24 protein-coding genes and 1 riboswitch are annotated in these 25728 nt (G+C 48.3%); of the genes, 3 read left to right on the top strand and 21 right to left on the bottom strand.

Translation table 11 applies throughout. The features are described 5' to 3' along the window. Positions 1 to 140 precede the first annotated feature (140 nt). The 5 genes from L6442_RS25485 to metA form a co-directional block, all read right to left on the bottom strand. Positions 141 to 1049 (bottom strand): putative sporulation protein YtxC, encoded by a 909-nt coding sequence (locus tag L6442_RS25485; RefSeq protein ID WP_212977021.1) that lies wholly within the window; start codon positions 1047 to 1049, stop codon positions 141 to 143. Positions 1050 to 1357: 308 nt separating this feature from the next. Next, positions 1358 to 2494: a cyclic dehypoxanthinyl futalosine synthase gene (mqnC, locus tag L6442_RS25490; protein WP_194229842.1), complete on the bottom strand. Its 1137-nt coding sequence runs from the start codon at positions 2492 to 2494 to the stop codon at positions 1358 to 1360. Between the two features lie 528 nt (positions 2495 to 3022). Beyond that, positions 3023 to 4198: an aminotransferase class I/II-fold pyridoxal phosphate-dependent enzyme gene (locus L6442_RS25495; protein ID WP_212977022.1), complete on the bottom strand. Its 1176-nt coding sequence runs from the start codon at positions 4196 to 4198 to the stop codon at positions 3023 to 3025. Further along, complete coding sequence (locus L6442_RS25500; RefSeq protein WP_194229844.1) at positions 4191 to 5378, bottom strand: aminotransferase class I/II-fold pyridoxal phosphate-dependent enzyme; 1188 nt, start codon at positions 5376 to 5378, stop codon at positions 4191 to 4193. Before L6442_RS25500 ends, L6442_RS25495 begins: the two co-directional genes overlap by 8 nt. Before the next feature lie 39 nt (positions 5379 to 5417). After that, positions 5418 to 6353: a homoserine O-acetyltransferase MetA gene (gene metA, locus L6442_RS25505; protein ID WP_212977023.1), complete on the bottom strand. Its 936-nt coding sequence runs from the start codon at positions 6351 to 6353 to the stop codon at positions 5418 to 5420. A 113-nt stretch (positions 6354 to 6466) separates the two neighbouring features. Beyond that, a riboswitch (SAM riboswitch) is annotated at positions 6467 to 6589 on the bottom strand. A gap of 467 nt (positions 6590 to 7056) precedes the next feature. Between metA and corA the strand changes: the two genes are divergently transcribed. Further along, complete coding sequence (corA, locus tag L6442_RS25510) at positions 7057 to 7992, top strand: magnesium/cobalt transporter CorA (protein ID WP_194229846.1); 936 nt, start codon at positions 7057 to 7059, stop codon at positions 7990 to 7992. Between the two features lie 298 nt (positions 7993 to 8290). Here the strand turns inward: corA and L6442_RS25515 are convergent, their stop codons facing one another. Beyond that, a complete protein-coding gene (locus tag L6442_RS25515) occupies positions 8291 to 9292 on the bottom strand; it encodes an HRDC domain-containing protein (RefSeq protein WP_212977024.1) in 1002 nt (333 codons plus the stop codon). 221 nt (positions 9293 to 9513) lie between these two features. Here L6442_RS25515 and L6442_RS25520 point away from each other — a divergent pair, with 221 nt between their 5' ends. Continuing rightward, complete coding sequence (locus L6442_RS25520; protein WP_194229848.1) at positions 9514 to 9813, top strand: DUF3055 domain-containing protein; 300 nt, start codon at positions 9514 to 9516, stop codon at positions 9811 to 9813. A gap of 80 nt (positions 9814 to 9893) precedes the next feature. Here L6442_RS25520 and L6442_RS25525 read toward each other — a convergent pair whose 3' ends face one another. The 12 genes from L6442_RS25525 to L6442_RS25580 all read right to left on the bottom strand — a co-directional run bounded on the left by L6442_RS25525 (position 9894) and on the right by L6442_RS25580 (position 19277). Further along, complete coding sequence (locus tag L6442_RS25525) at positions 9894 to 10565, bottom strand: stalk domain-containing protein (RefSeq protein ID WP_237100084.1); 672 nt, start codon at positions 10563 to 10565, stop codon at positions 9894 to 9896. A 232-nt stretch (positions 10566 to 10797) separates the two neighbouring features. Further along, positions 10798 to 11679, bottom strand: coding sequence for an ROK family protein (locus L6442_RS25530; RefSeq protein WP_272880278.1), 882 nt, complete (start codon positions 11677 to 11679; stop codon positions 10798 to 10800). A gap of 122 nt (positions 11680 to 11801) precedes the next feature. Beyond that, positions 11802 to 12659, bottom strand: a complete 858-nt coding sequence (locus L6442_RS25535) for a 5'-3' exonuclease (RefSeq protein ID WP_212977182.1) — start codon at positions 12657 to 12659, stop codon at positions 11802 to 11804. 129 nt (positions 12660 to 12788) lie between these two features. Next, positions 12789 to 13148, bottom strand: a complete 360-nt coding sequence (locus tag L6442_RS25540; protein WP_212977025.1) for an arsenate reductase family protein — start codon at positions 13146 to 13148, stop codon at positions 12789 to 12791. Between the two features lie 50 nt (positions 13149 to 13198). Continuing rightward, positions 13199 to 14197, bottom strand: a complete 999-nt coding sequence (locus L6442_RS25545) for an RluA family pseudouridine synthase (RefSeq protein ID WP_212977026.1) — start codon at positions 14195 to 14197, stop codon at positions 13199 to 13201. Then, on the bottom strand, positions 14194 to 14763 hold the full coding sequence (locus L6442_RS25550) for a cob(I)yrinic acid a,c-diamide adenosyltransferase (protein WP_212977027.1): 570 nt from the start codon (positions 14761 to 14763) through the stop codon (positions 14194 to 14196). The genes L6442_RS25545 and L6442_RS25550 overlap by 4 nt, the downstream gene beginning before the upstream one ends. A 510-nt stretch (positions 14764 to 15273) precedes the next feature. Beyond that, a complete protein-coding gene (locus tag L6442_RS25555; RefSeq protein WP_237100085.1) occupies positions 15274 to 15810 on the bottom strand; it encodes a hypothetical protein in 537 nt (178 codons plus the stop codon). 174 nt (positions 15811 to 15984) lie between these two features. Then, positions 15985 to 16251, bottom strand: coding sequence for an aspartyl-phosphate phosphatase Spo0E family protein (locus L6442_RS25560; protein WP_194229854.1), 267 nt, complete (start codon positions 16249 to 16251; stop codon positions 15985 to 15987). A gap of 195 nt (positions 16252 to 16446) precedes the next feature. Next, positions 16447 to 17658, bottom strand: coding sequence for an aminotransferase class I/II-fold pyridoxal phosphate-dependent enzyme (locus tag L6442_RS25565; protein WP_194229855.1), 1212 nt, complete (start codon positions 17656 to 17658; stop codon positions 16447 to 16449). Between the two features lie 13 nt (positions 17659 to 17671). Continuing rightward, positions 17672 to 18172: an Lrp/AsnC family transcriptional regulator gene (locus L6442_RS25570; RefSeq protein WP_194229856.1), complete on the bottom strand. Its 501-nt coding sequence runs from the start codon at positions 18170 to 18172 to the stop codon at positions 17672 to 17674. Positions 18173 to 18583: 411 nt separating this feature from the next. Next, the gene (locus tag L6442_RS25575; protein ID WP_212977029.1) at positions 18584 to 19012 is read right to left on the bottom strand and encodes a spore coat protein; all 429 of its coding nucleotides are present in this window, start codon (positions 19010 to 19012) and stop codon (positions 18584 to 18586) included. Positions 19013 to 19040: 28 nt separating this feature from the next. Further along, on the bottom strand, positions 19041 to 19277 hold the full coding sequence (locus L6442_RS25580) for a hypothetical protein (protein ID WP_194229858.1): 237 nt from the start codon (positions 19275 to 19277) through the stop codon (positions 19041 to 19043). 432 nt (positions 19278 to 19709) lie between these two features. On the opposite strand from L6442_RS25580, the gene L6442_RS25585 reads away from it, so the two are divergent. Beyond that, complete coding sequence (locus L6442_RS25585) at positions 19710 to 20939, top strand: NAD(P)/FAD-dependent oxidoreductase (protein ID WP_212977030.1); 1230 nt, start codon at positions 19710 to 19712, stop codon at positions 20937 to 20939. A gap of 103 nt (positions 20940 to 21042) precedes the next feature. Here L6442_RS25585 and L6442_RS25590 read toward each other — a convergent pair whose 3' ends face one another. From L6442_RS25590 to L6442_RS25600, 3 genes are all read right to left on the bottom strand, one after another. After that, the gene (locus L6442_RS25590; protein WP_212977031.1) at positions 21043 to 22482 is read right to left on the bottom strand and encodes a sensor histidine kinase; all 1440 of its coding nucleotides are present in this window, start codon (positions 22480 to 22482) and stop codon (positions 21043 to 21045) included. Between the two features lie 3 nt (positions 22483 to 22485). Beyond that, positions 22486 to 23193 (bottom strand): response regulator transcription factor, encoded by a 708-nt coding sequence (locus L6442_RS25595; protein WP_194229861.1) that lies wholly within the window; start codon positions 23191 to 23193, stop codon positions 22486 to 22488. Between the two features lie 107 nt (positions 23194 to 23300). Then, a complete protein-coding gene (locus tag L6442_RS25600; protein WP_212977032.1) occupies positions 23301 to 25496 on the bottom strand; it encodes a M1 family metallopeptidase in 2196 nt (731 codons plus the stop codon). Between the last annotated feature and the right edge of the window lie 232 nt (positions 25497 to 25728).

Below are 25728 nucleotides of genomic sequence, written 5' to 3' on the forward strand. Positions count from 1 at the left end.
GGGGTAGACCAGAGCCGATTAACGTGGGAAAATTTCAGCCTTCGTTCTCCCTCTCTGAAACGTCCTGTTCTCTTGATCCATGTCTTTGTCGAAGCTTTTATCGAATTATGTGTAATTATAAGTCCCAGTCCGCCCGGCCGTCAAGTTATAACTTCCCCGCCCTCACGGAAATAAGCGTGGCAATCGGGGCAATATCTGCAGATTTCAATCCTCTGCTCAAAAATTTGCGACAACGTCCGGATGACTGCCATATGAGGTTCCCGGGTGTGGATGATGATTTTGGCGGGAGAAACGGAGATCAAAGTCGTCACTACCGTATCCTCCATCTGCAAATCCTGCTGATCGAGCCGCTCCACCACCACGTTTTCATCATTGCGGTATTGGAGAGGCTTCATTTCTTCATCCAGAAGCAATATTTCCTGCCCGCCTTTATGAATCAAATGAACCAGCGGTACTTGCGGTTGTTGGAAATACACGAAATATTTGAGCATGTGCACAAATTCTTCATACTGGCGTTCCATCAGAAATTCATCCACCGCATACTCGACGATTTCCTTAAGCTCTTTCATGTATCCCTGAGCGCGAAAGGTGAGAAAACCGTCCACATGCAGCAGCGGCCTTTCAGCCAAACATTGTCTGATCCCCTGTTCCAACATGTCTTGGCGTCGTTTCCATGATTCATCCGGACCCGGACCCCGATCCAAAATCATCCCGCAATGTTTCAGGATTTGCGCATGTTCTTCCGGCTCCGGAAAATCAAACTCATCCTCCAAAATCTTCCTGACAAGCCGCTGCTCCTTCACCTGCAAAACATATTCCGCCACCGTTTTGGCGGCTGTTACATATACATGCTGAAGATGGTTACCCTTGAAAAAACGCGGATCATCCTCACGGCAGCGCCAGAGCATCACTTTCTCATGGACCGTGCAGCTGATGTCCAGAGATTTGTACTTTTTATGTAAAGTCTGGTTCGCTTCCGAAACCATGCGGCCAAATTCATCCGCCTCATGCAATGTTGCGATTCGGGCTGCAATGCTGAACAGTTCCATGGGGTCCACTCCTTTCAAAAATCCTTCTTACAAAGTATATGTCTCTACAGGGGGGATATACGGGAGGGATCGATGGAAAACAGGCTAACATTTCTCAGTCTGAATCGACATGAAACAGTTGGAAAAAGCGAACTTTGCATTAAACAGGGCTCAAATAACCCCACAAAGTGGAGCCTATGCTTCGATGCTTATTCCAAATACTTTGCGGGGACCCCCAAAAAAACTTATAAATTCTATACTGCTCAAAAAAACCCCCGCTTCGGAATCGAAGCGAGGGTTCGTGAACAGAAGTATTTTATATATATGGATTAGTTCTGCATAACAAAGTCGCGTTCAACTTCCGTTCCTTCTTCAAACACTTTCAGGATGTCGTAGCGGGTGTTGCGCTGAGCCGGAATTTTGCCAGCTTCACGGATCAACCGCAGGATGGAAGCAATGTTAACCTTATAGACAGCTCCGGCGGAAGAAACGACATTCTCCTCCATCATGGTGCTGCCGAAATCATTGCAGCCGTAGCTAAGAGACAATTTGCCGATCTCAGGTCCCATCGTTACCCACGAGGACTGAAGATTCGGAACGTTGTCGAGTACAAGGCGGCCGATCGCTACGGTTTTCAAGTAAGCTTCCGGCGTCTCGCGCTCCCGCTTGAGGCTTGTGTTATCCGGCTGGAACGTAAATGGAATAAATGCAAGGAATCCTTTGGAATCGTATCCACCCGCGATACATTCATCCTGGGCGTCACGGATCCGCAGCATATGCAGCGCGCGTTCTTCCATCGTTTCGCCAAATCCGATCACCATCGTAGCAGTTGTGTTCATGCCGATTTTATGCGCTGTTTGCATGACATCCATCCAGTCGCGCCAAGTCCCTTTATGACGGCTGATTTTTTTGCGGATGCGGTCATCCAAAATTTCGGCGCCGCCGCCAGGCAGTGAATCCAAACCGGCCTCATGCAGCTGGCGAACCACTTCTTCCAGGGATAACCCTTCGGAAACCTCTTGCATTTTACGGATTTCCGCCGGAGAGAATGAATGCATCGTAATATTCGGGAATCGCTGCTTGATGCCGCGGAGCAGATTGGTATAATAGCTGAAAGGCAAATCAGGGTGCGTACCGCCCTGCATCAAAATCTCGGTTCCGCCCACGTCTTCCGTTTCTTTGATTTTCTGGAAAATGACTTCATCCGGAAGCACATAACCTTCTGCATGTCCGGGTCTGCGATAAAATGCGCAAAACGTGCAATACGTATCGCAAATATTCGTATAGTTGACATTCCGTCCAATGACGAAGGTTGTAATCGGGTCCGGATGTTTTCTCTTCATCATGATATCGGCGGCATGGCCAATTTTTTCAATTTCTTCACTTTCAAACAGGGTCACGCTGTCTTCCAAATTCAAGCGTTCTCCCCGTAGCGCTTTATCCAAGATTTGATCTACTGTGCTCAACTCCGGCAGCCTCCTTATCATTTTTCTACTATATATCTTATAGGGCTTACACGACAGTAATTAACTTGTTTAATTAGCTCGACAACTTAATTAGTATTTGTAAAGAAGCGGAGGAGCGAAGGAGACGGAATCTATTCTGAAGAAGCGATAGCGTTCGCCTAAAAGCTTTCCGAAGAAAAGCTGGCATCGAAAGCATACGCTTTGTCACCGAATTTCTACTTTTAGAATGTAATCAAGAAATTTGGGGACAACAGCGATTGGAAGAACGATCCGGATCCGTAGCGGTCAACTCGCATCATATCAAGTACTAGTTTTGAGCCGTTCTATTGTTAAGAATAGAGTGTCAGCCCTATCATTCAAACCGTCCACATTATCTTATCATAATTTCTTATTGAGAAAAACTTCACTTTCTTATGGCTTAATATAACAATCCACTTAAATCCAGTATTTTCAAGGTCTCTCATTCCCAGTTTCACAAAATCGACACAAAAAGAAGTGCCGCGGATGGCGGCACTTTCTAACACGGTCTTATCCTTTCAGGGCCTGATCCAGATCCGCAATCAGATCATCAATATCCTCAAGGCCCACGGAGAAGCGGAGCAATCCGTCGGTAATACCGCGTTCCTGGCGAACTTCCGCCGGCATTGCGGCATGGGACATCATCGCAGGATAAGAGAGAATGCTTTCCACTGCGCCCAAGCTTACGGCCACAAGCGGAATGCGGACTTTGTTCAGCACTTGTTTGGCCCGTTCACCTGAACCTACATCAAAGGAGACAACGGCTCCGTATCCGGTAGATTGTTTTTCATGAATTTCCCGCCCCGGGTGGTCGAGCAATCCCGGATAATATACCCGCTCAATATCCGGACGTCCGTTCAGCCAAGCCGCCAATACGGCTGCACTCTGTTCGCTGTGGTTCATCCGCGCCTGCAATGTTTTCATCCCCCGCATGAGCAGCCAGGATTCCTGAACACCCAGCACGGTTCCAAGTCCGTTCTGCAGTTGTTTGAGCGCTTTGCCGATGGAAGGTGTGCGCGCTACGGCCAGTCCGGCCAGCACATCGCTGTGTCCGCCCAGAAACTTGGTTGCGCTGTGCAGCACAATATCCACGCCATGCTCAATCGGCCGCTGATAGTATGGGGTCATAAACGTGTTGTCAAGCATTGTCAACAGATCATGTTCCTTCGCCCAGGCGGTGACCGCCGCAATATCGGTAATTTTGAGCGTTGGATTCGATGGCGTTTCCATATATACGGCTTTCGTATTCGGCTTCAGAGCCGCCTTTACCTGATCCAGATCCGTCATGTCCACGAAAGTGCTTTCGATGCCGTGACGGTTCAATATGCTGGTAAGCAGACGGTATGTACCGCCGTATACATCCTCCGTGACAATCATATGATCGCCTGCGGACAACATCATAAAAGTGCTGGAAATCGCGGCCATGCCGGATGAATAAGCGAATCCGCGCACCCCGCCTTCAAGCAGTGCAATATAGTCTTCCAACGCCTGCCGGGTCGGATTGCCGGAGCGGCTGTAATCATGTACCGGAGGATTGAATACATCCTCGTGGTGAAAGGTTGAAGCCTGATAAATGGGAACGCTGGACGCTCCGGTTGCACTGTCTATTTCAGAACCGAAATGCAGAAGTTTGGTAGCAAACTTCCGTGCATCATGGCCGTTTTGTTCTTTATTGTGCTCAGTCATGCTGCTTCCCTCCTTCAATTTCCTCCATCGCCGCATCCAACGCTCTCCCGAGATCGGCAATCAAATCGTCGATATGCTCAATACCTACCGAGAAACGCAGCAGGCGGTCATCCACGCCTACCTTTTTGCGGATCTCCTCCGGTATGTCCGCATGGGTCTGGACAGTCGGATAGGTCATCAGAGACTCAACGCCGCCCAAACTTTCGGCAAAAGCAATCAGCTCGATATTTCGGAGAACCGGTTCCACATAACGGGCATCCTTGACTTTAAAGGAGAAAATCCCCGTATTTCCGTTGGATTGCTTCTTTTGAATTTCATGCCCCGGATGTTCCGGGAATGCCGGATGAAATACTTCGGCGACTGCGGGATGCGTCTTCAGAAACTCGGCGATGGCTTTGGCATTCGATTCATGACGCTCCATCCGTAATGCCAGCGTCTTCATCCCCCGCATCAGTTGGTAAGAATCGCTTGCCCCCAACACGGCTCCAATGGAGTTATGCAAAAAGAACATCTCCTCCGACAGCTCCTTGCCTTTGGTTACGATCAAACCTGCCAATACATCGTTATGTCCGCCCAAATATTTGGTTGCGCTATGAATGACGATGTCAGCCCCAAGCTCTATCGGACGCTGAAAGAACGGCGTAAGGAGCGTGTTGTCCACAATGGTCAACAGTTGATGCCGCTTGGCCCATGCTGCCACCTTCTCAATATCGGTGATCATCATCAACGGATTGGTAGGCGTTTCAATAAAAACGGCCTTTGTTTCCGGACGGCGCGATTTTTCCAGCTCATCAAGATCATTTGTATCAATATAACTTGCGCTGACTCCGAATTTCGAAAGTACTCTTTCAAGCAGTCTGTACGTGCCTCCATACAGATCTAACGAAACGATCAAGTGATCCCCCTGCGCAAACAGCGAAAAAATCGTCTGCAATGCAGCCATGCCGGAACTACAGGCAAATCCTGCATCCCCCGATTCAAGCTCTGCAGCCGCTTTCTCCAGTACACTGCGGGTTGGGCTTTTTGTACGCGCATAATCAAATCCTGTGCTTTGCCCCAGCTTCGGATGCCGGAATGCCGTCGCCTGATAAATCGGGAAATTCACCGCTCCGGTTACCGGATCTTCCATTGAACCGATCTGCGCAAGCCTGCTTTCGATATTTAATGGTTTCTTCTCCATCTTGCTCTCCCCCATGTTTTCCCTGGATATGATCATACGTCAGATCTGCGGCCACACTTCCATTATTTCTCCAATGTCGTAAGGCGTTTCTTGGTATACATAGTAATTCAGCCAATTTGAGAATAATAAGTTGGCATGGGCGCGCCATACCGCCGGCGGAATCCTGCTTGGATCATTGTCTGGATAATAGTTCTTCGGAATCTCCATTTCCATTCCCTTGGCAATGTCGCGCTCGTATTCCCATTTCAAAGAATAAGGATCGTATTCGAAGTGACCTGACACAAAAATCTGTTTGCCATCCTTGGTAGCCACCAGATCTACGCCCGCTTCCCCGGATTCGGTCAGAATTTCGAGTTCGTCGATTTTTTCGATGTCCTCGCGCCGGACCTCGGTGTGACGGGAATGGGGCACATAGAAAATTTCGTCGAAGCCGCGGAGAAGCTTGACATTTTGCCGGTTGACTGTGAACGGAAATACGCCGAAGCATTTTTTCTCCAAATCCCACTTCGGCACGCCGAAATGATAATACAGTCCCGCCTGTGAAGCCCAACATATATGCAGCGTCGAAGTGACGTTGGTTTTGGACCAAGCCATGATTTCACCAAGTTCATCCCAATAGGTCACATCTTTAAAATCAAGCCGCTCAACCGGAGCTCCGGTAATAACCATGCCGTCGAACCGGCGGTGCCGCACTTCGTCAAACGTCTTGTAAAATGCCTGCAAATGCTCCTGGGACGTATTCTTGGACGTATGCGAGCTTGGATGCAGCAGCGTGATGTCAACCTGCAGAGGCGAGTTGCCAAGCAAGCGCAAAAGCTGGGTTTCCGCGGTTTCCTTGGTAGGCATGATGTTCAGAATGGCAATCCGCAGCGGACGGATATCCTGATGGTACGCCTTGCTGTCATCCATAACGAAAATATTTTCTCCGCTAAGAATCTCTTTTGCCGGCAGCGCGTCCGGAATTTTAATCGGCATGATTCAACACTCCTTTTTTAGGTGGCGAAAATCATTCGGGGAGCAAGGTGCACATCAAACAAAAATGACCTCTCCCGGATAGAGAAAGGTCATTATCGTTAATTTATACGCCTCTCTCATCTGTCAGAAAAACATCCGCTTGTCGCAGCTGCTTCCTGCAAGAATTAGCACCGTGCGCTCGCACGCCGGTTGCCGGGTTTCATCGGGCTAGTCCCTCCACCTGCTCTTGATAAGATTTCGCTGTATGAAGTTTTATTTAAAATCTTTTGTAATTCTTGATCAATACTTTAAATCATAATCACATCCTTCGTCAAGAGCCCGTGAAAAAACTTTGAACCGATTATTTTCAGGTGTACTTCCAGCCTTTGTCATACACTAAAACAGGCGCAGGAGCCGTCTATTTTCTGCTTGAAAGGTCAGATGGCTCGGCGTATACTAGACAAGTGTTTGAAAACCCATATGACAGAGGTGACATGTAAGATGGAAGGCGACCCGAGCCCGAAGCTGAAGTCCAATTCAACACAATCGCATAGAACTGAAATCAGCTTGCTCGCACAGGGAAGTTTTTCGCTGACTTTGTCTAACGGGTTCCCCGTTTAATTCTTCCGAAATTCTCACCGGCCATGCTGATTTCTTTCCTGTGCTTTAAATAAAGCTTTCCCTGACATGCCGGGCATGAAGGGGATGGAGGAGTGAAGATCAGATGAAAATCCGGTTGGTGAATGCGGGCGTTTTCAGCCCGATTGACGACATCCAAACTACCATGACAGCCCCGCCCGAAGGATTCTATTGGATCGATGCCGACGTGGACGACCTTGCGCTATTGCAGCCGCTGTTTTCCCTGCATGATTTGGCCGTGGAAGACTGCCTTAGCGAAGAAGAACAACGTCCCAAAATCGAAATCTACGAAAATCACTATTTTATCGTTGTAAATTCCATCCGTTTTGATGACGAGGAAATTTTCCTGCGTTCGCTTAACGTCTTTTTGGGCCGCCACTTTATCATTACGGTGACCAAACAGAAGATCCATGAGCTTCGCAGCTTGAAACCCATTTTATGGGAACAGGAAGTCAGTACTCCGGACCGCTTTTTGTATCTGCTGATCGACCTCGTTGTAGACAACTACTTTACGGTAGGCGACCGGATCGAAGCCAAGATCGAGAAGCTGGAAGAAGATATTTTGATGCACACCAAAAAATCGCATTTGAATGAAATTATCGGGCTGCGAAGTGAAATTTTGTGGCTGAAAAAAGTGTTGGGGCCGCAAAAAGAATTGATTAACACGCTCAACAAAAGAGATCTGCGGCTCATTGATGATCAGCTGCAAAAATATTTCAGCGACATCTACGAAAATGCCGTTAAAATATCCGAAACTTTTGACACCTTCCGCGATTTGATGGGCAACCTTCGCGAAGCCTACCAATCCAGTATCGCCAACCGTGCCAATGAAATCATGCGCGTTTTTACCGCGATTACGACGATATTCATGCCGCTGACCGTCATAACGGGGATCTACGGGATGAACTTTGACAACATGCCCGAAACGCATTTCAAATACGGGTATTTTTTCGTGATCGGGATCATGGTTGTGCTTGCGGTGAGCATGCTGCTGATCTTCCGCAAAAAGGACTGGCTTTAAGAGGTTGTTCAAAAAGTCCGCTTTTGATCACGAAGTGAATCAGGAAGTGAACTCGGCATCGAATCTTGAATTCAACCGGGCCTTCTGGTGCTCACGTACCCACTACGTACGCTCCGCTCCTCAGTCCCTAGCTTCATCCAACCTTCTCGGTGCTGAAAACCGGCCTTTTTGAACACGCACTTTAAGCCATCCCCGTTTCTAACAACCAGGACGAAAGAGCGCTTTGTCAGAGTAAAGCTCCTTCGTCCTTTTGCTTTAGGGAAAGATAAGTGCTGAATATGTCGCCAGTACCCGCTCCTTACCCTGCATTCCGTCTGCTTTCGGCCTCCCTGCGGAACCGGATCCGGATCAGGCGCAGCCGTTCGTAACGCAGTTCGAGCAGCGGACCTGACGCCGCCTCTTGGCCGTAAACGCGCTGCAGCACAGGCTTCAACAATGCGTCTCCCAGCTCCTCGAACGCACTCCACACCTCTTCCTGCTCTGTTTCCGGCATCTCATGAAGTTCGACTGCGATCAGTGTTTCCGCATCATAGCCGTCTTTTTCAAGCTGTTCCAACGTTTCCACCAGCTCTCGTCTCGTCAGGCCGCTTTCCTGTTCAAGCTGCTCCAAACGTTTGCCTTCTTGAACCCCTCTGAGCAGCAATTGCTTGGTCCGGTATTTATCGAGGTCTTGTCTGTATTTTTGCTCCTTTTGCTTATAAATCCAGGTCGCGTAGGTTTGTTCATCCAGCAAATCCTGCACCCAATCCAGAGGGAAACCTTGGCTGCGTTCGCGTCCAGCGGTAATTTCCAGCAGCTCCGCGCCATATTCCGCCGCCTTGCTGTCTCCCACGCCGGGCAATTGCAGCAATTCGTCCAAAGTCAGCGGCACAAAAGTGCTGATCAACCGCAAAAGCCGGTTGGTCGCAATGAAATAAGGCGCTTTTCTCTCGGCTGCGGCTTTCTTGCGGCGCCAGGCGCAGAGCTCATTATAAAACTCTTCGTTATAGTTCAGCTCGCTGTAGCAATATAGCCTTTGAACCGGCTGGCTTTTCCCCTTCTGCTCCTCCTCGTCATGAAACATGCCGTCAATCAGCGGCCGGAAACCTTCACCCAGTTTGACCGCCAGACCGTGACGGTAGATATGCAGCATTTCATTCCAGGATCCGCCTTCATACCAGAGGCTCTCTTGAACCTCCCCGTCCTTCCCGGCTTCCTTCCAGCCCAGTTTCCAAATCCCTTCTCCCTCGCCGATCCATACCTCGGCCAAACCTTCCCCCTTCTCATTCTTAGCCAAGCGATTCATAAATACGGTTTGCATACGTCTACCTCCCCATCAAATTCAGCACAACAAAAAAGAAGCACCCCTCTGGACTATTTCCTAGAGAGGTGCTTCCCCAAACAAAGATTATGCTGTTATTCCAAATCATACCACATGATGACAAATGGTCTCAAGCGGTATTATTCCAAGATATTGCGGCAGCCCTTGTTTTTTTGTTACTCTAAACCTTATAACCGAACAAGCAAGGAGTGTAACGCATCATGCCTCAGCATGGAGAATTGGATTTTTTAGCCGACAGCACGGAGCCGACCTCCACCAGATTTGTCACCTTCCTGGGCCCCTCCCTCAAACGCTTTGATCTGGCTGTAACCACCACTTCCCTTTTCTATGGAAAGAGCCTGGTGGCGGATTTGCAGCAGGGGATCAGCGCGGTCATCGGCGCGGATGATGTTGAAGAACCTGGATATCTCGAATCTGCTTTCAAGCTTGGCGAAGCGGAGGCGGAGGAGCTGCGCGAGTTTCTGCGCATGGTCGTTGGCATGCCTTATTTTACGGACTGACCTTGGGTTTATGTACAAATTCAACTCAAAAAACCAGTCAAACACGACAACGTGCCGGACTGGTTTTTTGGTTCGCAACCTTATTTGAAGTAAGAGGTCGTTAATGGAACAAACATGGCTCCATTTTCTTTGATATCCGCATAAATAAACAATTCATCCACGCCGGCAATGTCGACCTCAATGGTCTTGAGACCGTCTTTGACCGCAAGTTTATCGGTTTTCAGCTTCGCTTTCTTTCCGCTGTCTTCAATGAAAAAGTTGTCGATATCTTCGCCGACGGCCGCAACCTGCAGAACCAGCTTCTGGTATTTGCCTTTCGGAAACAGCATGAAGCTGCTGGAACGTTTGCTGCCGGCATTGTCAAAATAAGCTTCCTTGTAGTCCTTGCCCTGGTATGTCGTTGCTTTCGGGTCCTTCGTGTAATACATATTTTCAAAGCCTTTGGCAATGGCTACGCCTTCAGACTTTTCTCCCATCTCCACCGTGGAAGTTTGCGGATTATAGGATACGGCGACCCCCATGACATCAGCCACCGCACGGACGGGAAGATATGTGGTTCCATTGTATGAAAGCGGCAGAACCGCATTTCCTTTTTCATCCCTCGGCTGTACAGGCGTCCCGTTATACTTGAGTTGAATATCGCCGTTCAAGTAGGCTTTAACCTCCTGCAGTTTAGCGCCTGCATATACCCCGGTCCCGGCCGTCAGCATTAGCGCTGCCGCCATGGTACCCATCATCCATTTCTTTTTCAAATTGTCATCTTCCCTTCCATTTAGTGGATTACTGCATATTTATATGATGAAATATAGAGAATTATTTTCTGTTGCACAAGCGACTTTTCGACTAAATCAAAGCATCCCACACCCCACTTAAGAACTATTCCCAGTTAAAAAAGGAGGGCTGTCCGCCCTCCTTCTTAAGTAAGATTATTGAATTTATAAGTTTTCTTATGACTTATGAGTTCGATCTGTAAGCTATCCAAGCTCAAACAGCTGCGAGCGCCTTTTGGGCCAGAGCCAAAGCACCGCACAACCCCGCATTGTCTCCGAGCTTCGGAGGAACAATGTAGTCCTCGATTTGTTCTTTAATGGCAGAATGCTGCACATAACCGTTCAAAAGCTGCTGCAGCTTCGACTGGATCAGCGGGAACAACTGCAATTGTTTCATGACGCCGCCGCCCATCACAATCTTTTGCGGAGACAAAATCAAAATGTAATTCATCAATGCCTGCGCGAGATAATAAGCTTCCATCTCCCATGCAGGATGATCCGGCGTAAGGTCGGCGCCCGCTACTCCCCAACGTTTCGACAGCGAAGGACCGGCAGCCAGCCCTTCGAGGCAATCGCCATGGTAAGGACAGAAACCTTCGAATTGATCTTCCGGATGACGGCGGACCAAAATATGTCCCATTTCAGGATGGGAAAGACCGTGAATCAGTTCGCCGCCTACAACAGCTCCCGCGCCGATGCCGGTACCAACGGTAATATAAAGGCAGCTGTCATGCCCTTGAGCCGCTCCCCAAGTATATTCGCCAAGCGCAGCTCCATTGACATCCGTATCGAATTCGATCGGAACCTGAAAATGAGAGCCCAAATGGCCTACGATATCGAAATTGCTCCAATAAGGCTTCGGCGTTGTCGTAATTCGTCCATATGTAGGACTTCCCTTAACAGGGTCGATCGGCCCGAACGAACCTACGCCGATGGCTTCCACGCCTTTATTTTCAAAGAAAGCAACCACCTGCGCCATCGTTTCTTCCGGCGTTGTGGTCGGAAAACTGATCCGTTCAAGGACGGTCCCGTCTTCCTTACCGATTCCGCATACGAATTTTGTTCCTCCGGCTTCTATTGCTCCCAAAATACTCATGTTAGCAGCCCCTCCTGCACCATTCTCATTATCTGTTTCTCATTGAGATTACCAGTATGAAATCCTATCCATAACCACGGGCATTATAGCCCAGTTCATTCCAAAAAGTCAATTAAGCTTGTTTAGACGACCACTCCAAGCAAATGACACAGGCTCTTCATTTCCAGCTCTTCGAATTTATCGGCAACGGTTTTTCCGTCAAGCGAGAGCTCGCAGTGTTCCAATTCGCAAGCCACAGGCGCGCCGCAGTGAATTTCCGCCAGTTTGCGGGACAGATGCAGCATGTCCAGATCCGTTTCAATTTTGGCGCGAATGCTCTTCGATACCTCATCCAGATGATCCAGAATGCCGTCGACCGATCCGTACTCCTGTACCAGCTTATGCGCCGTCTTTTCGCCGATGCCGCGGACACCCGGATAATTGTCGCTGGCGTCCCCCATCAAGGCTTTTACATCGATGATTTGACGCGGATGAAGCTGTTTCTCTTCAAACAAAGACTCCGGTGTATAAACTTTATAATTGCCGTGGCCTTTTTTCATAATTATGACCGTCGTCCGGTCGCCGACTAACTGCAGCAGGTCATGGTCGCCGGACAGAACCATCACATCCATTTCCCTGCTAAACCTTGACGCCAACGTGCCGATGCAATCATCGGCTTCGTAACCTTCGGCGCCGATATTCGGGACCCCCATGCTGTCCATGACATCGCGGATGAGCGAAAACTGGGGCACGAGGTCTTCGGGCGCTTCCGGACGGTTTCCTTTGTAGGCGGCAAACTGCTCCCCACGGAACGTAGAACCTCCAAGATCCCAGCAGCAGATGACATGGCTCGGATCAAACTGCTGGACCGCGTCCCAAAAATACCGTATAAATCCGTAGATCGCATTGGTCGGGATACCCGATTTCGTCCGGCGGATATAGCCGTTTGCGGCCGTTGCATAATAAGCTCTGAATAACAAAGCCATTCCGTCGACCAACATGACGGACTGGCGTTTCTCATTAGGTATCAATCTTCGTTTCTCCCCTTGTCGGCCGGGCTCCCCCCACGAGGGGATCGGCAATTCTGCCTCTAGTATATCATAAACTTGCAGCAGAATTCGGGCTTCCTGTTATCCCCAGTTCGCTTCGAACTGGTCCTCTTTGAAGCCGACCGTCGCTTTGGCGCCATCAGTTACAATCGGCCGCTTGATCAGCTTCCCGTTAGAGGCCAAAAGCTCGATCTGTTTTTGCTCATCCATATCGGCAAGTTTGTCTTTAAGCCCCAATTCCTTGTAAACTTCACCGCTTGTATTAAAAAATTTCTTGAGCGGAAGGCCGCTTAGCTTCACCAGTTCCGCCAGCACTTCCGGCTTTGGAGGTTCATCCACAATATGATGCAGTTCAAGCTCATGCCCATGTGCTTGAAGCCATTTCACGGCGTTGCGGCAGGTGCCGCATTTCGGATATTGGTAAATCTCCAGTTTGCTCATAATCATTCCTCACTTTCGGTCTTACTCCCGCGCTAAAGCAATGCTCCGTTTCAAGATTTCAATTGCTGCCGAAGCTGCTGCATATCTTCCGGGAGCGGTGCCTGAAACGTCATCTGTCGATGCGTAACCGGATGCTCGAAGGATAGCTCGTGAGCATGCAAAGCTTGACGCAGAATCGCTTGATCCAGCCGCATAATCTCCCGCGCATATTCCGGCATCCTGCCTTCCGCTCTTTCAACCGTCTCAAGATCCATGTCCCCATCAATCTCCGCATATACGGGATGACGATACAGCTTGTCGCCGATCAGCGGGCAGCCGATGCTGGTCATGTGTACACGGATTTGATGCGTTCTTCCTGTCTCCAGCTTAAGCTTGACAAGCGAGCCCTTCTCCCAGCTTTCAAGCACTTCATATTTCGTGAGCGAAGGATAGCCGTCCGGCGTCACGATGCGGCGATGAGGTTCCTCCGGATCCCGGTCGATCGGCCCATCAATCTGTCCTTGCTTCGGATCCGGCGTTCCATGTACGAGCGCCAGGTACTTTTTGTCTACGCGGTTCCCGATCATCTGCTCGGAGATATGCTGATGCACATAGGGATTTTTGGCAATCGCCAGCACGCCCGACGTTTCCTGATCCAAGCGATGCACGGCCCGGAAACGGTACGCCTCTCCTTTTTTCAGCCAATAGTCCACAACGCCGTTCGCAAGCGTGCCGGTGTAATGGCCATGCGTCGGGTGAACGATGATTCCGGCTTCCTTATTGACAATAAGAATATGCTCATCCTCATATAAAATCTCAAAAGGAATGGGCTGCGGCAAAATATCGGCGGATGTTTCCTGCTCCATCCGGATTTCCACCACATCTCCTGCTTGAACAGGAACGCTGGTATATACTCTATGCCCGTTCAAAGTAATGCCCTGCTCGGTAAGCTTCAGCCGGGACTGCAGCTTGCGCGAAACCTGCATTCGCCGCAGCAGGATCGTCTTAAGCAGCCAGCCGTCTTCCGTTTCGGGCACAATATACATAATCGGCGGATAATAAGCTGTCATTTTTGATTTCGAAACACCTTTTTGCTGCGGATATACTCAATATCCGGGACCTGGCTGCGAACATTAGCCGTACGGGCAATGACAAAGAAATAATCGGATAGGCGGTTCAGGTAGCGGCGCACTTCGGGATTGATCTCCTTCGCTTGGCCCAAAGTCACCACTCTCCGCTCAGCCCGGCGGCAAACGGTTCTGCATACATGCAGCGTTGACGAAAGCAAAGTTCCGCCCGGCAGAATAAACCGCTCCAGTTCCGGATTTTCTTCTTCATAAGCATCCATCCAGCGTTCCAGCCGCTCTACCATTTCAGCGCCGACTTTATATCTGCTTTCGCTTAGTTTTACAAACGCCAGATCCGATCCGCAGTCAAACAATTCATGCTGAATTTCCAGCAGATTCCCGCGCAAATCGGCAAAAACTTCGCCCTCCATCAGGCTTACAGCCTGACCGACATAGCTGTTCAATTCATCGATGGTTCCATAAGCCTCCACCTGCTGATCATCCTTGGATACGCGTCCGCCGATGACCGACGTTTGGCCTTCATCGCCTGTTCGGGTGTATACTTTCATATTTGCTTTCATCCTCCCTGTTTAAATGCCGTTGCCTAAAGGCTTTCCGTAGGAAATTAGCATCGTAAGCATGCGCTTTACGATCGGATTTCAACCACGAATAGGTTCAAACCATTGAAATCCGGGAACAACAGCGCTCATAAGAATATTTCACCCGGCTGCCTTTTATCCTTAAAGAGGTTGTTCAAAAAGTCCGCTTTTGATAAGAAAAACATCTATCGACGTACTTTCTATGAAGCCAGACCGCTTTTAGCAGATGTTTTTCTTGCGATATAGAATTTCATCAGCGCAGCTGATAATTTATAAATTCTATATCTAACACGAAGTGAATCAGGAAGCGGATTCGACATCGAATCTTGAATTCAGCCGGGCCTTCCGGTGCTCACGTACTTAAACGTACGCTCCGCTCCTCAGTCCCTATCTTCATTCAACCTTCTCGGTGCTGAAAACCGACCTTTTTGAACACGCACTTAAAGTTTTTTAGTTCAACATATTAAAATACCATCTTTTTTATTCCGTCAGCGCCTTAATCGCCTTCACCGCGTTATCCACATGTTTCGCCGACACGGGAATCGTGACAAACAGCTTGTCCGGCGTATATTTCAAATCCTGAAAAACCTTCATGTCCTTGACGGGAATGCCATACAGATGCTCCGTATTGTCGACGGTTTTATCATCCTTCACTTCTTTGCTGGCAAATACGCCCGAAGGGTATTTCTTCGGATCAAAATAGTCGTCCAATGGGATGTGGGCTCCCATCTTTCCGTAATTTTTCATGTCTCCCTCAGGCAATAAAATGATATCATTCCCGCCTGCGGCATATTCAACCATCAGCTTTTCCAGATTGTAGAGCGGACTTGCGATCACTTGGACCTTAAGGTCGGGGCCAAGCTTGTCCTGAAGCGTTTTCTCAAGCTGTTCCGATACCGCCGCCGGATCGGACTGATCGTCCATCATAAAAATGGAAACGTCCGGCTTTTCTTTCCCGCAGCCTGCAAGCATAAACACCGTAAAAATAACCAGCAGCAATTTACCGTATGCCTTCAATCTCTGCTCCTCCTCCATTCTCCCATTAGGTTCAATATATCACACCTCGAAGAGACAAAAAAGAAAACTCAGGCCCAAACAAAAAACCCCCAGGCAGACGATACTTGGAGTCCATCGCATGAACTCTTGCACCGTCGTAAACCTGAAGGGTATTCACCCAAGCCTAACGCTTGTTTAGGATTTATTTTTTTTGGGGCATGATCTCATATATTCATTAATCTTCAAATCCAATAAACTGCTGATTTCGATGACCACTTCCGAAGTAAAAGACTGTTCTTGCATAAAGATTTGTTCCATCTTGTTGCGGAGCATCAAAATTTCATCTTCCAAGGAAACGTTTTTGGCAGAATCCGTCGTTTTGGTTGACCAATCACCGCGCTGCTCGTCTTCGGCAATGTAATCACCGCGGTATGAGGGCAAGTCATATTCAGCACAAAACAAAGGCAATCCCTCCTTGGTAAGGTTTTTCTTGCTCCTAAAGCAAAATTATAACATATAAATCAATAAAAGAAAGTGAATTGTTTGTTAAATTATACTAATAAAGAAAAAAAATATAAGGAAAACGTCTATCGATGTACTTTCTAAGTAATTCTTTTAAAAAAACTAGAGCCGGAAACGGCCCTAGTTCATACCAAATTATGATTCCGTTTTAAGTTTGTGCAAAAAGTTCCCCATTCGGTCAAGCGCTTCTGTAAGTTGGGCAACAGACGTCGCATAAGAGCAGCGCAAGAATCCTTCGCCGCCCGAACCAAAGGCAGTCCCGGGAACCGCAGCTACCCTTGCTTCGAGCAGCAGCCTTTGAGCAAATTCCTCAGAGCTGAGCCCCGTGGAACCAATGCTCGGGAAAGCGTAAAATGCGCCTTGCGGCTCATGGCACTCAAGCCCGATATCATGGAAGCCCTGAACGATCAAACGCCGGCGCTGATTATAGGATTCCACCATCCGGTCTTTCTCTTCCATACCGTTTCTGAGCGCTTCAAGCGCAGCGACTTGCCCCATGACGGGAGCGCACATGACAGTATATTGGTGAATCTTCAGCATGGCGGCAATAAGTTCGGGATGAGCGCAGACATATCCCATCCGCCAGCCGGTCATCGCAAATGCTTTGGAGAAACCGCTGACCATGATGGTACGGTCCATCATACCCGGAATGGACGAAAAGCTGACATGCTTCTGATTATAGGTCAGTTCAGCATAAATTTCATCTGAAATGACGATCAGATCATGCTTTTCCACGACTTTCGCGATCGGCAGCCAATCCTCGTAACTCATGGTGGCGCCGGTCGGATTGCTTGGATAACACAGAATCAGCACTTTCGATTTCGGCGTAATCTTCGCTTCCAGCGATTCCGCTGTCAGCTTGAAATTGTCCTTGGCAAAAGTTTCGATGCCTACAGGCACGCCGCCGCCAATTGAAGTGATCGGAGAGTAAGGGACATAACTAGGTTCCGGAATCAGAACCTCATCCCCTGGAACAATAAGTGCGCGTAACGCCAGATCGATGGCCTCGCTGCCACCGATCGTGACGATAATCTGATCTTTGGGATCATACGCCACCTTGAAGCTGTCAAGCAAATACTGCGAGATGGCTTCACGGAGCTCGGTCATTCCGGCGTTGGAGGTATATGCGGTCATTCCCCGTTCAAGGGAGTAGACGCAAGCCTCTCTGACATGCCAAGGAGTCGTGAAGTCCGGTTCGCCTACCCCAAGCGTGATGATATCCTTGCTGCCGCTCGCCAGGTCAAAAAATTTGCGGATCCCCGAAGGCGGGATATCCCTAACCGATGGGGCAAGGTACGAACTCATCGATTTGACTTGCTGTTGTTTGGTATCTTCATTCACGATCATGACACATCTTCCTTTACGGTGAGACTATGAGACGATTATCTTCTTCACGGTCTTCAAATATAATTCCATCTTGCTTATATTTCTTCAGAATAAAGTTGGTTTTCGTCGATAATACCGAATCGATTGTCGAAAGCTTCTCGGATACGAAGTTCGCCACTTCCCTTAAGTTGCGGCCTTCCACTTCGACAAGCAAATCATAAGCTCCGGACATCAAATATACGGATTTGACCTGCGGATACAAGTAAATGCGCTCCGCGATCCCTTCAAAGCCGCGTCCGCGCTCCGGGGTAATTTGTACCTCTATAAGCGCCGTCACCGTTTCGTCTTCGATTTTGCTCCAGTTGACTACGGCAGCGTATTTTACGATGACATGGTCAGCCTCAAGCTCGGCAATCGCCTCTTTAACCTCCTCCACATCCACGCCGAGCAGCGTCGAGAGAAGAGTCGGAGAACGTCTCGCATCCTCGTTCAACAGATCGAGAACTTTCAGTTTCAGTTCAGTCAATTCCTTCATATAGTATCCTCCAGCATTCGTTTCGCGGGCTGCTTATAGAGGTTGTTCATAAAGTCCGCTTTTGATCACGAAGTGAATCAGGAAGTGAACTCGGCATCGAATCTTGAATTCAGCCGGGCCTTCCGGTGCTCACGTACCCACTACGTACGCTCCGCTCCTTCCGTCCCTAGCTTCATCCAATCTTCTCGGTGCTGAAAACCGGCCTTTTTGAACACGCACTTATAGCACATAATCATACCCGGAAAAGAGATTAATACTTATATTACAATACTTTATGAAGCATGCAAAGAAAAACCGTCTCTGCGGCGTGGGCCGAATTTGAGACGGTCAAAATGTGCCAAGCATGAACAAGAGCCCCCACAGGCTGTGGTTTGCCAGGCAGTCACCTTGTATTGCGCGTGGATTATCCGTTTACATATAAGGAGGATTGTGCTGCTCCTGCTGTTTGGATGGAGTATTGGCCATCTCCATGCTTTGATTCATGCCCATATTTTGATTCATACCCATATTTTGATTCATGCTGCTTGTTTTTTGCTGCACGAATTGGCGTGTTTGCTGCTGCGTATTCTGGGCATCCTTGAGCTGCTTGTCAAGATCCTGACGAAGTGCCTGGGAAGAGGTAGAGTACATATTTAGCTGGCTCATCAGATTGTACAGCTCTCCCTGCATCCGAAGCGTATCGTCGGTAAGCTGCGTAAACATCTGGCGGACTGTCGGACAAGCGGATTCCGTCGTCGCCGTCGTGTATTCGCGTACCGTTCGTTTCAAATCGGCGAGGATGGTATACAACAGGTCCTCATCTTGCATAAATGCGGAGTTGTTTTGATTCTGATTCATCATTGATCGTCTTGCCTCCCTGGAATTGGATTTATTGTTGGGGCTGGCTCGGAGCCATGGATTGATGCTGCTGCAGCGTCTGGATCAGCATATCCATATGATGGTCCATGGAGCGTATATACTGCTGGCATGCCTGCTTGATGGTCTGGTTTTGGGTGGTAGCGGCCGTTGCCGCACATTGTTTGATCAGGAGATCTTCGTTGGAAATCGAATCGACAATATACTCTAGTTCTTTGGAAGTGATGGCCTTCATTTGACCGGATTGCATATCTGATTTGCCTCCTCTGGGAAATTTAGCTCATGCATATTATGTCCAGGGCGTTTTTTTCTATGTGCATAGCGATAAACCCCTTTTCATCTACAAATACTAATAGAGGTTGTTCAAAAAGTCCGCTTTTGATAAGAAAACCTGATCGAAGCCTATGCAAGGATGAGCGACCGCGGCTCAAAGGTAGGTTTTCTTGCGATATAGAATTTCATCAGCTCCTCTGATAACGAATAAATTCTATATCTAACACGAAGTAAATCAAGAAGCAGATTCGGCATCGAATCTTGAATTCAGCTGGTCCTTCCGGTACTCACGTACCCAATACGTACGCTCCGCTCCTCAGCCCCTAGCTTCATCCAACCTTCTTGGTGCTGAAAACCGACCTTTTTGAACACGCACTAATAAAGAATATACCAAAGGAGCGAGCGCTAGATGATCTTAACCAGTGGAAATCCCGCCTGGCCTCATACACTGCATCCCATCCCCCAATACCCTATGCTAAACCGGGATCTCGACTGCGATTGTCTCATTGTGGGCGGAGGCATGAGCGGTGCCATCTTAACCTATGAGCTCGCGCGGCGCAACATCAAAACGGTAACGATCGAAAAAAGGACCGTCGGAGGCGGAAGCACATCGGCCAACACCGGGCTGCTGCAAATTTTAAATGACAAGACGCTCACTTCCATCATCCATACATTTGGCGAAGAAACCGGCGTCAAGTTTTACAAGCTGTGCGAACAAGCGATGCAGAAATTAAACACGGCCGTCAAATGCCTTGATCCCGATCCGGAGTTCATTCCCCGTCCCAGCCTGTATTATGCAAGTTATGAAGAAGACGTAAAGCTGCTTCGGGAAGAATACGCCACTCTCCGGAAATACGGGTTCAACGCCGAATTTTGGGATCAGGCGAAAATTGAAAAACATATGCCTTTTTCGAAACCCGCCGCGCTCTATACCCAAGGAGATGCCGAAGTGAATCCCACCCGCTTGATCCATGCTCTCTTTCAAGGAGCAATCGGGCGCGGAGCACAGGTGTATGAACATACCGAAGCCATCCATTTTGAATACGGCAAGCAAGGGGTAACCTGCGATACCCGAACCAACAAGATCCGAGCCGACAATGTTGTTTTTACGACCGGATATGAAACCCAAGACATGAAAAAAGACAAAAACGCCATCCTTAAGGTTTCTTACGCCATGATGACAAACCCGGTTGAAGACCTCTCGGACTGGCATGAGCGATGCCTGATCTGGGAAACGGCAAGACCCTATTTGTATTTCCGCACGGCCCGGGATCGGCGGATCCTGGCGGGCGGCTTTGATGAAGAACCTCCACCCCCGGAAAAATGGGAAGCAAGATCCCTGCACTTCAGCCGATATTTACTGGATGAAATCCGAAAACTCTTTCCGCGTTACGAAGGCCTGAAGGCCGATTATCATTGGGCCGGTATCTTTGGTTCAACGCATGACGGACTGCCGATGATCGGCACGCATCCGGATTATCCTTACTGCTACTTTGTGGAGGCCTATGGCGGCAACGGGACGGTGTACTGCATGATGGCGGCGGACATGCTCGGGGACGTGCTGACAGGACAAAAACGTCCCGAGATGGAGATGTTCTCGCTTCAGCGCACCAGCAAACCCTCGCCACCCAAGCCATAGAGCTATTCCCCCACAAAGTGGAGCCTATGCTTCGATGATTATTCCAAATACTTTGCGGGGACCCCAAAAAACTTATAAATTAATCTCAAAAAAGACGATGCCATTAACTGACATCGTCTTTTTGGAATAAAGGCAGCCGAATTTCAATTCGGGTACCGTGATGAAGTTCGCTTGCAACGTTAATCTCTCCTTCGTGCACCTTCACAATATCATGGGTAATGGCCATGCCGAGCCCTGAACCCTTGTGCAGCTCGCCTGTGTTGGTCCCCCGGTAATACCGGTCAAAAATCCGCTCAAGCTCTTCCTCCCGGATACCTTTGCCATTGTCCTCGACACGGATAAGCACATCGCGGCCGCTCTTATCCACCCGCACCTGGATGGCAACCTGTTCATCATTATGGACAATCGCATTGTAAATTAAATTGCTGATCGCCCTGCGGATCAGAATTTCGTCCACATTCATTTTGATAACCTCGTCGCTGCAATGAAAATCGATATTCCGGTTCGCGTACCGCGCATCATTAAGCGTATCGATAACCACATTGCGGATAAGGCTAACCATGTTGACGTATTTTTTAGCCAGCGTCATTTTTTTATTCTTCAATCGGGTGGACAAATTCAGATCTTCGATCACGTCTCTTAAATAGAGCGATTTGCTTTCGATGATCTCCGCGTAGTCCCTCATTTCTTCGATCGAAAACTGGTAATCCTTATCCTTCATCATTTCCGCATAACCTTGGATGGAGGCTAAAGGCGTTTTGATGTCATGCGAAACATTCCCGATCCACTCTTCTTTCATCTGATCCAGCTTTTTTCTTTCCAACTCGCTTGCTTGCAAATTCCAGGACAACATATTGACATTATGAAACACGTCTTTGTAAATCCCTTTTGCCTCATATTGCACACGGTAATTTTTATGAGCCAACTGTTTGATCCCGTCTATCAAGGCATGAAGCGGCCGGGTCAGCTTTTTGCTGAAAATATAGGCGATGCAAAGCGCAATGAAGCCGTCGACAGTGATCAGAGTTAAGGCGCCTGTTTTGAGGGTCTGTCCGAGCACCCTGTAATCGAAGGTTATAACCTGCCGCTGCAAATAACGGTCTTTGAAGCCGATCAGATAACTGTAGCGGTAACCAGACTCGGTCTTTTCCCCAACAAAAACGGTGGAGAGGGTTTCTTTTTCTAGATATTTATAAGTCTGAACGATATCTATTGGCGTATATTTCGTTTTAGCTCCTTCGGGTACATGGTAGCCATAAAGCAGCTTGCCATTCTCGTCCAGCACTTGAATCCATGCCTGCTTGCGCTGCAATTCCTCTTTCCCTCTGTCGGTAATGGAAACTCCTGATGGAGAGACGATAATCTCGTTCGCAAAGGAACGGGTAATGGACTCCGCCGAATTATCTTGGTTATGCAGCAGATTGCTTTTCGTATCCATTTGCCATATATATAGCCCGATCACCACCAAGATATTCATGATGATGACGATCACAACGATCAGAACAACGGACAACAAATACCGCCCGGTCAGCCTCCATTTCATCAGCTATTCATCCTCTACCGCCAGTTTGTAACCCAGTCCCTTGACCGTGACCAAATACCGCGGATTGGAAGGGTCCTCTTCGATTTTCTCCCTAAGGCGCCGGATATGTACCATTACCGTATTATCAAACCCGAAAAATTCCTCCCCCCATACCCGCTCAACCAAACTTTCCTTGCTGATGATCTGGTTGGGATGTTTGAGCAAATGGGTTATCAGACCAAGCTCCTTCGGCTTGAGTTCGATCACTTCGCCGTTTTTTCTAAGCTCGATCTTCTCCTCGTTCAACTCAAAAGGCCCCGCTTTAACGATGCCGGTTTGTTTGTCCTCTATCTGCGGAATATCCGGTCTTCTGAACCGCGCTTTAATCCGGTAAGCTACCTCCTTCGGGCTGAAAGGTTTGGTGATATAATCATCGCCGCCGATGGCGAATCCTAAAATTTTGTCAATCTCCTCGGTTTTGGCCGATAAAAAGAAAATCGGGACATTGGAAACGCTGCGGATTTTTTTGCAGACTTCATAACCTTCCCCATCCGGAAGCATGATATCCAAAATCACAATATCGGGCTGCATGTCCTGAAACTGCGTCCAGCCGTCCGCAGCGGTCGAAGCGGTATAGACCTGGTCGATCCCTTCCTTCACCAAAACGGTCTTCAGCAGCCGCAAAATATCCGCCTCATCATCCACGATAAGCACCTTTTGATTCCATGACAAAACGATTCCAACCTCCTTTCATCAAGGTGGGGCATCTGAAAAATATCATCTTCCCCACCCTGCAATTTACTATATCAAGCGAAGGCTAGCTCCGGAAACTATTTTTCTTACTCTTGAGCGAACAATTTGGCCATGGGATTGGCTGTCTTTTTGTCTGCTACCACTTTCCCTGAACGGTTCATTTCATAATATTGATAATAATCGGAAGTGAAATTAAGAGCAGTCAGGGCTTGTTCCGCAAACGTACCGGCCGTTTCCTCCGTCAGCTTGTCGCCGTTCCAGTAGAAATGAAGCAATAAACGGTTCTGGTTATATGGATGCTTGATAATATAAGCGCCGACGCCGTCTTTTTTATTCATCATCTTTTTCCAGTCCCAACCGATATCTTTGGATTTTTGAATGATGCCCGGCTTCAAAGCTTGTATCAATCCGTTTGTTTTGGCGCTGCCGATGACGATGATATTACTTGCTGCCAATTCCTTGGTCATTTTCTTTTTCAAAACCTGGCGCTCTGTAATAACCGCAGGTTTAATGCCTGTAAATGATAACGCAGCCCCGATCTGATTCCAAAACTCTTCCTGCTGTTTTTTCGCCTTGGCTCCTGCTTTATCGCTCAGTACAACGGTTAGCGGTTCACCCGCATACACCTTCTCCATAATTCGGCTCATCGTTTCATACGGAAGCCCTGGTATCTGGCTCATCGAAGCATGATAGATCTCTTTGAACTGCTGACGCATATATTCGATTTTTTCAGCTTCGGTCAGTTGGTATTCCGGTTTCAGCACAAACTGCCGCTCATGCAGCGCTTTGTCCATTTCATCCCGCGCTTGCTTGCCGAGCGTATCTTCAATCGTCTGCAAGAGGCCGGCAATCGTCGCATTTTTATATTCATAACGTTTAAAATATTCTTTCATAAAGGCATCGAATTTTTCCTCACCGACCAAACGGTATAACTGGTAGATCGCCTGACGTCCTTTGCCATAGAAAACCGGATTGGCATTGCTCCCGACTTCTTGGTTGGTGGAAGCGATCGGTTCATCGAAGGAAGAATCGTCGCTTTGAAGCTCCTTGAAGCCATTCATCGAGTCTCCCTGTTTTTCCGCAAAATAAATTTTTGAGAAATCGGCGAAACCTTCGTCCAGGAATGATTCTGTCTCCGAATTATTGCCGATCAGGGAATGGAACCACTGATGGGCGATTTCATGTACAAACACATAGTCATGTGCAGGGTCGGCATTGCTTCCTTTCAACCCCATTTGAATCACGCGCGAAAACTCCACCGCAACACCTTCGACATAAGACTCGGCAATACGGAATTCAGGGTACGGATATTTCCCGTATTTGTCATTAAAAAACCGGATTGCTTTGAACGCCTGATCGATGTATTGATCAATGACTTTTTTCTTATCAGGCGTGTTGTCAAAATAATAATATTCAACCGTCAGCCCGTCACGCGTTACGTTCTCCACCTTATAGTTGGGGCTTGCAAAAAAGACGAATTCCCGCGTATTGTTTGCCACCGTGGATACAATCTTGCGCCCGGATTCCTTGTCCTGCTGGGTAGTGATCGTTCCCGGCATCAATACCTGATACTTGTCCGGCACGTTGAGATGCACTTCAAAATCCGAAGACGTGTAATAGTCGCTTTCAAACGTTGTGCTATAAGGGGTTTTATTCCATTGATGTTTGGCTTCATCATACACAGCCAGTACGGGGAACCAGTGCGCGCCATTGATAATATCTTTGTAATACGACAAACGCTCGGAGCCATATGGAATCTTGACATCGAATTCAAGCTGCAGAGTTACCGCCTCGCTGGGCTTAAGCCCCTGCTTCAGTCGAACGGTCAAAGCCTGATTTTTATTTTCATATGTTAAGGATTGCCCGTTTTCCGTCACTTTTTTCATATCGATGCCGCCCAGAAATACATCCGGCGTCAGTTTAGGGTTATCTTTTTGAATTTCTTCATTCGTCCGCTGGAACATGCTGGGCTGGGTCGCTTTCGAGCGGTTGGCATCGGCAAAAGTATGGAAAACCAGTTCCTGCAATGTATCCTTTGAAGTATTGCGGAACGTCACCGTTTCACTGCCCTGAATGTGCATGTTTTTCTCATCCAGCCGGGCATTGATCTGGTATTGAATTGGCGTTTGCGCCTCTGCGGCGTCTATCGACTGTCCGGCAACGGATGCCGGCGCTGCCAGCGCATGAACACCGGTAACGGCTGGGCTTGCTGCCATCGTTACAGCCACCGAGCAGGCGATTGCTTTTAGGGTGATGGATTTGAAGGTTGTATGTTTGCTCATTGGGTTCTCTCCTTTTTATGCTGAACTAATGATTGAACGGATGAAGGCAGCCGGATGAAATGTTCTTTCGATCGCTGTTGCTCCCAGATTTCTTTGATTAAACTATCAAAGGTAGAAATCCGCTCACAAAGGCGAACGCACCGCTTCTCCAGAATCATTTCCCCCTCTTGCCTGTCCTTATCCATTTCTTGAGTTCAACCTATATAGTTCAAATACTATATTAGTTGTTAAA

The sequence above is a fragment of the Paenibacillus azoreducens genome, assembly GCF_021654775.1.
Taxonomy (GTDB): Bacteria; Bacillota; Bacilli; order Paenibacillales; family Paenibacillaceae; genus Paenibacillus_AQ; species Paenibacillus_AQ azoreducens.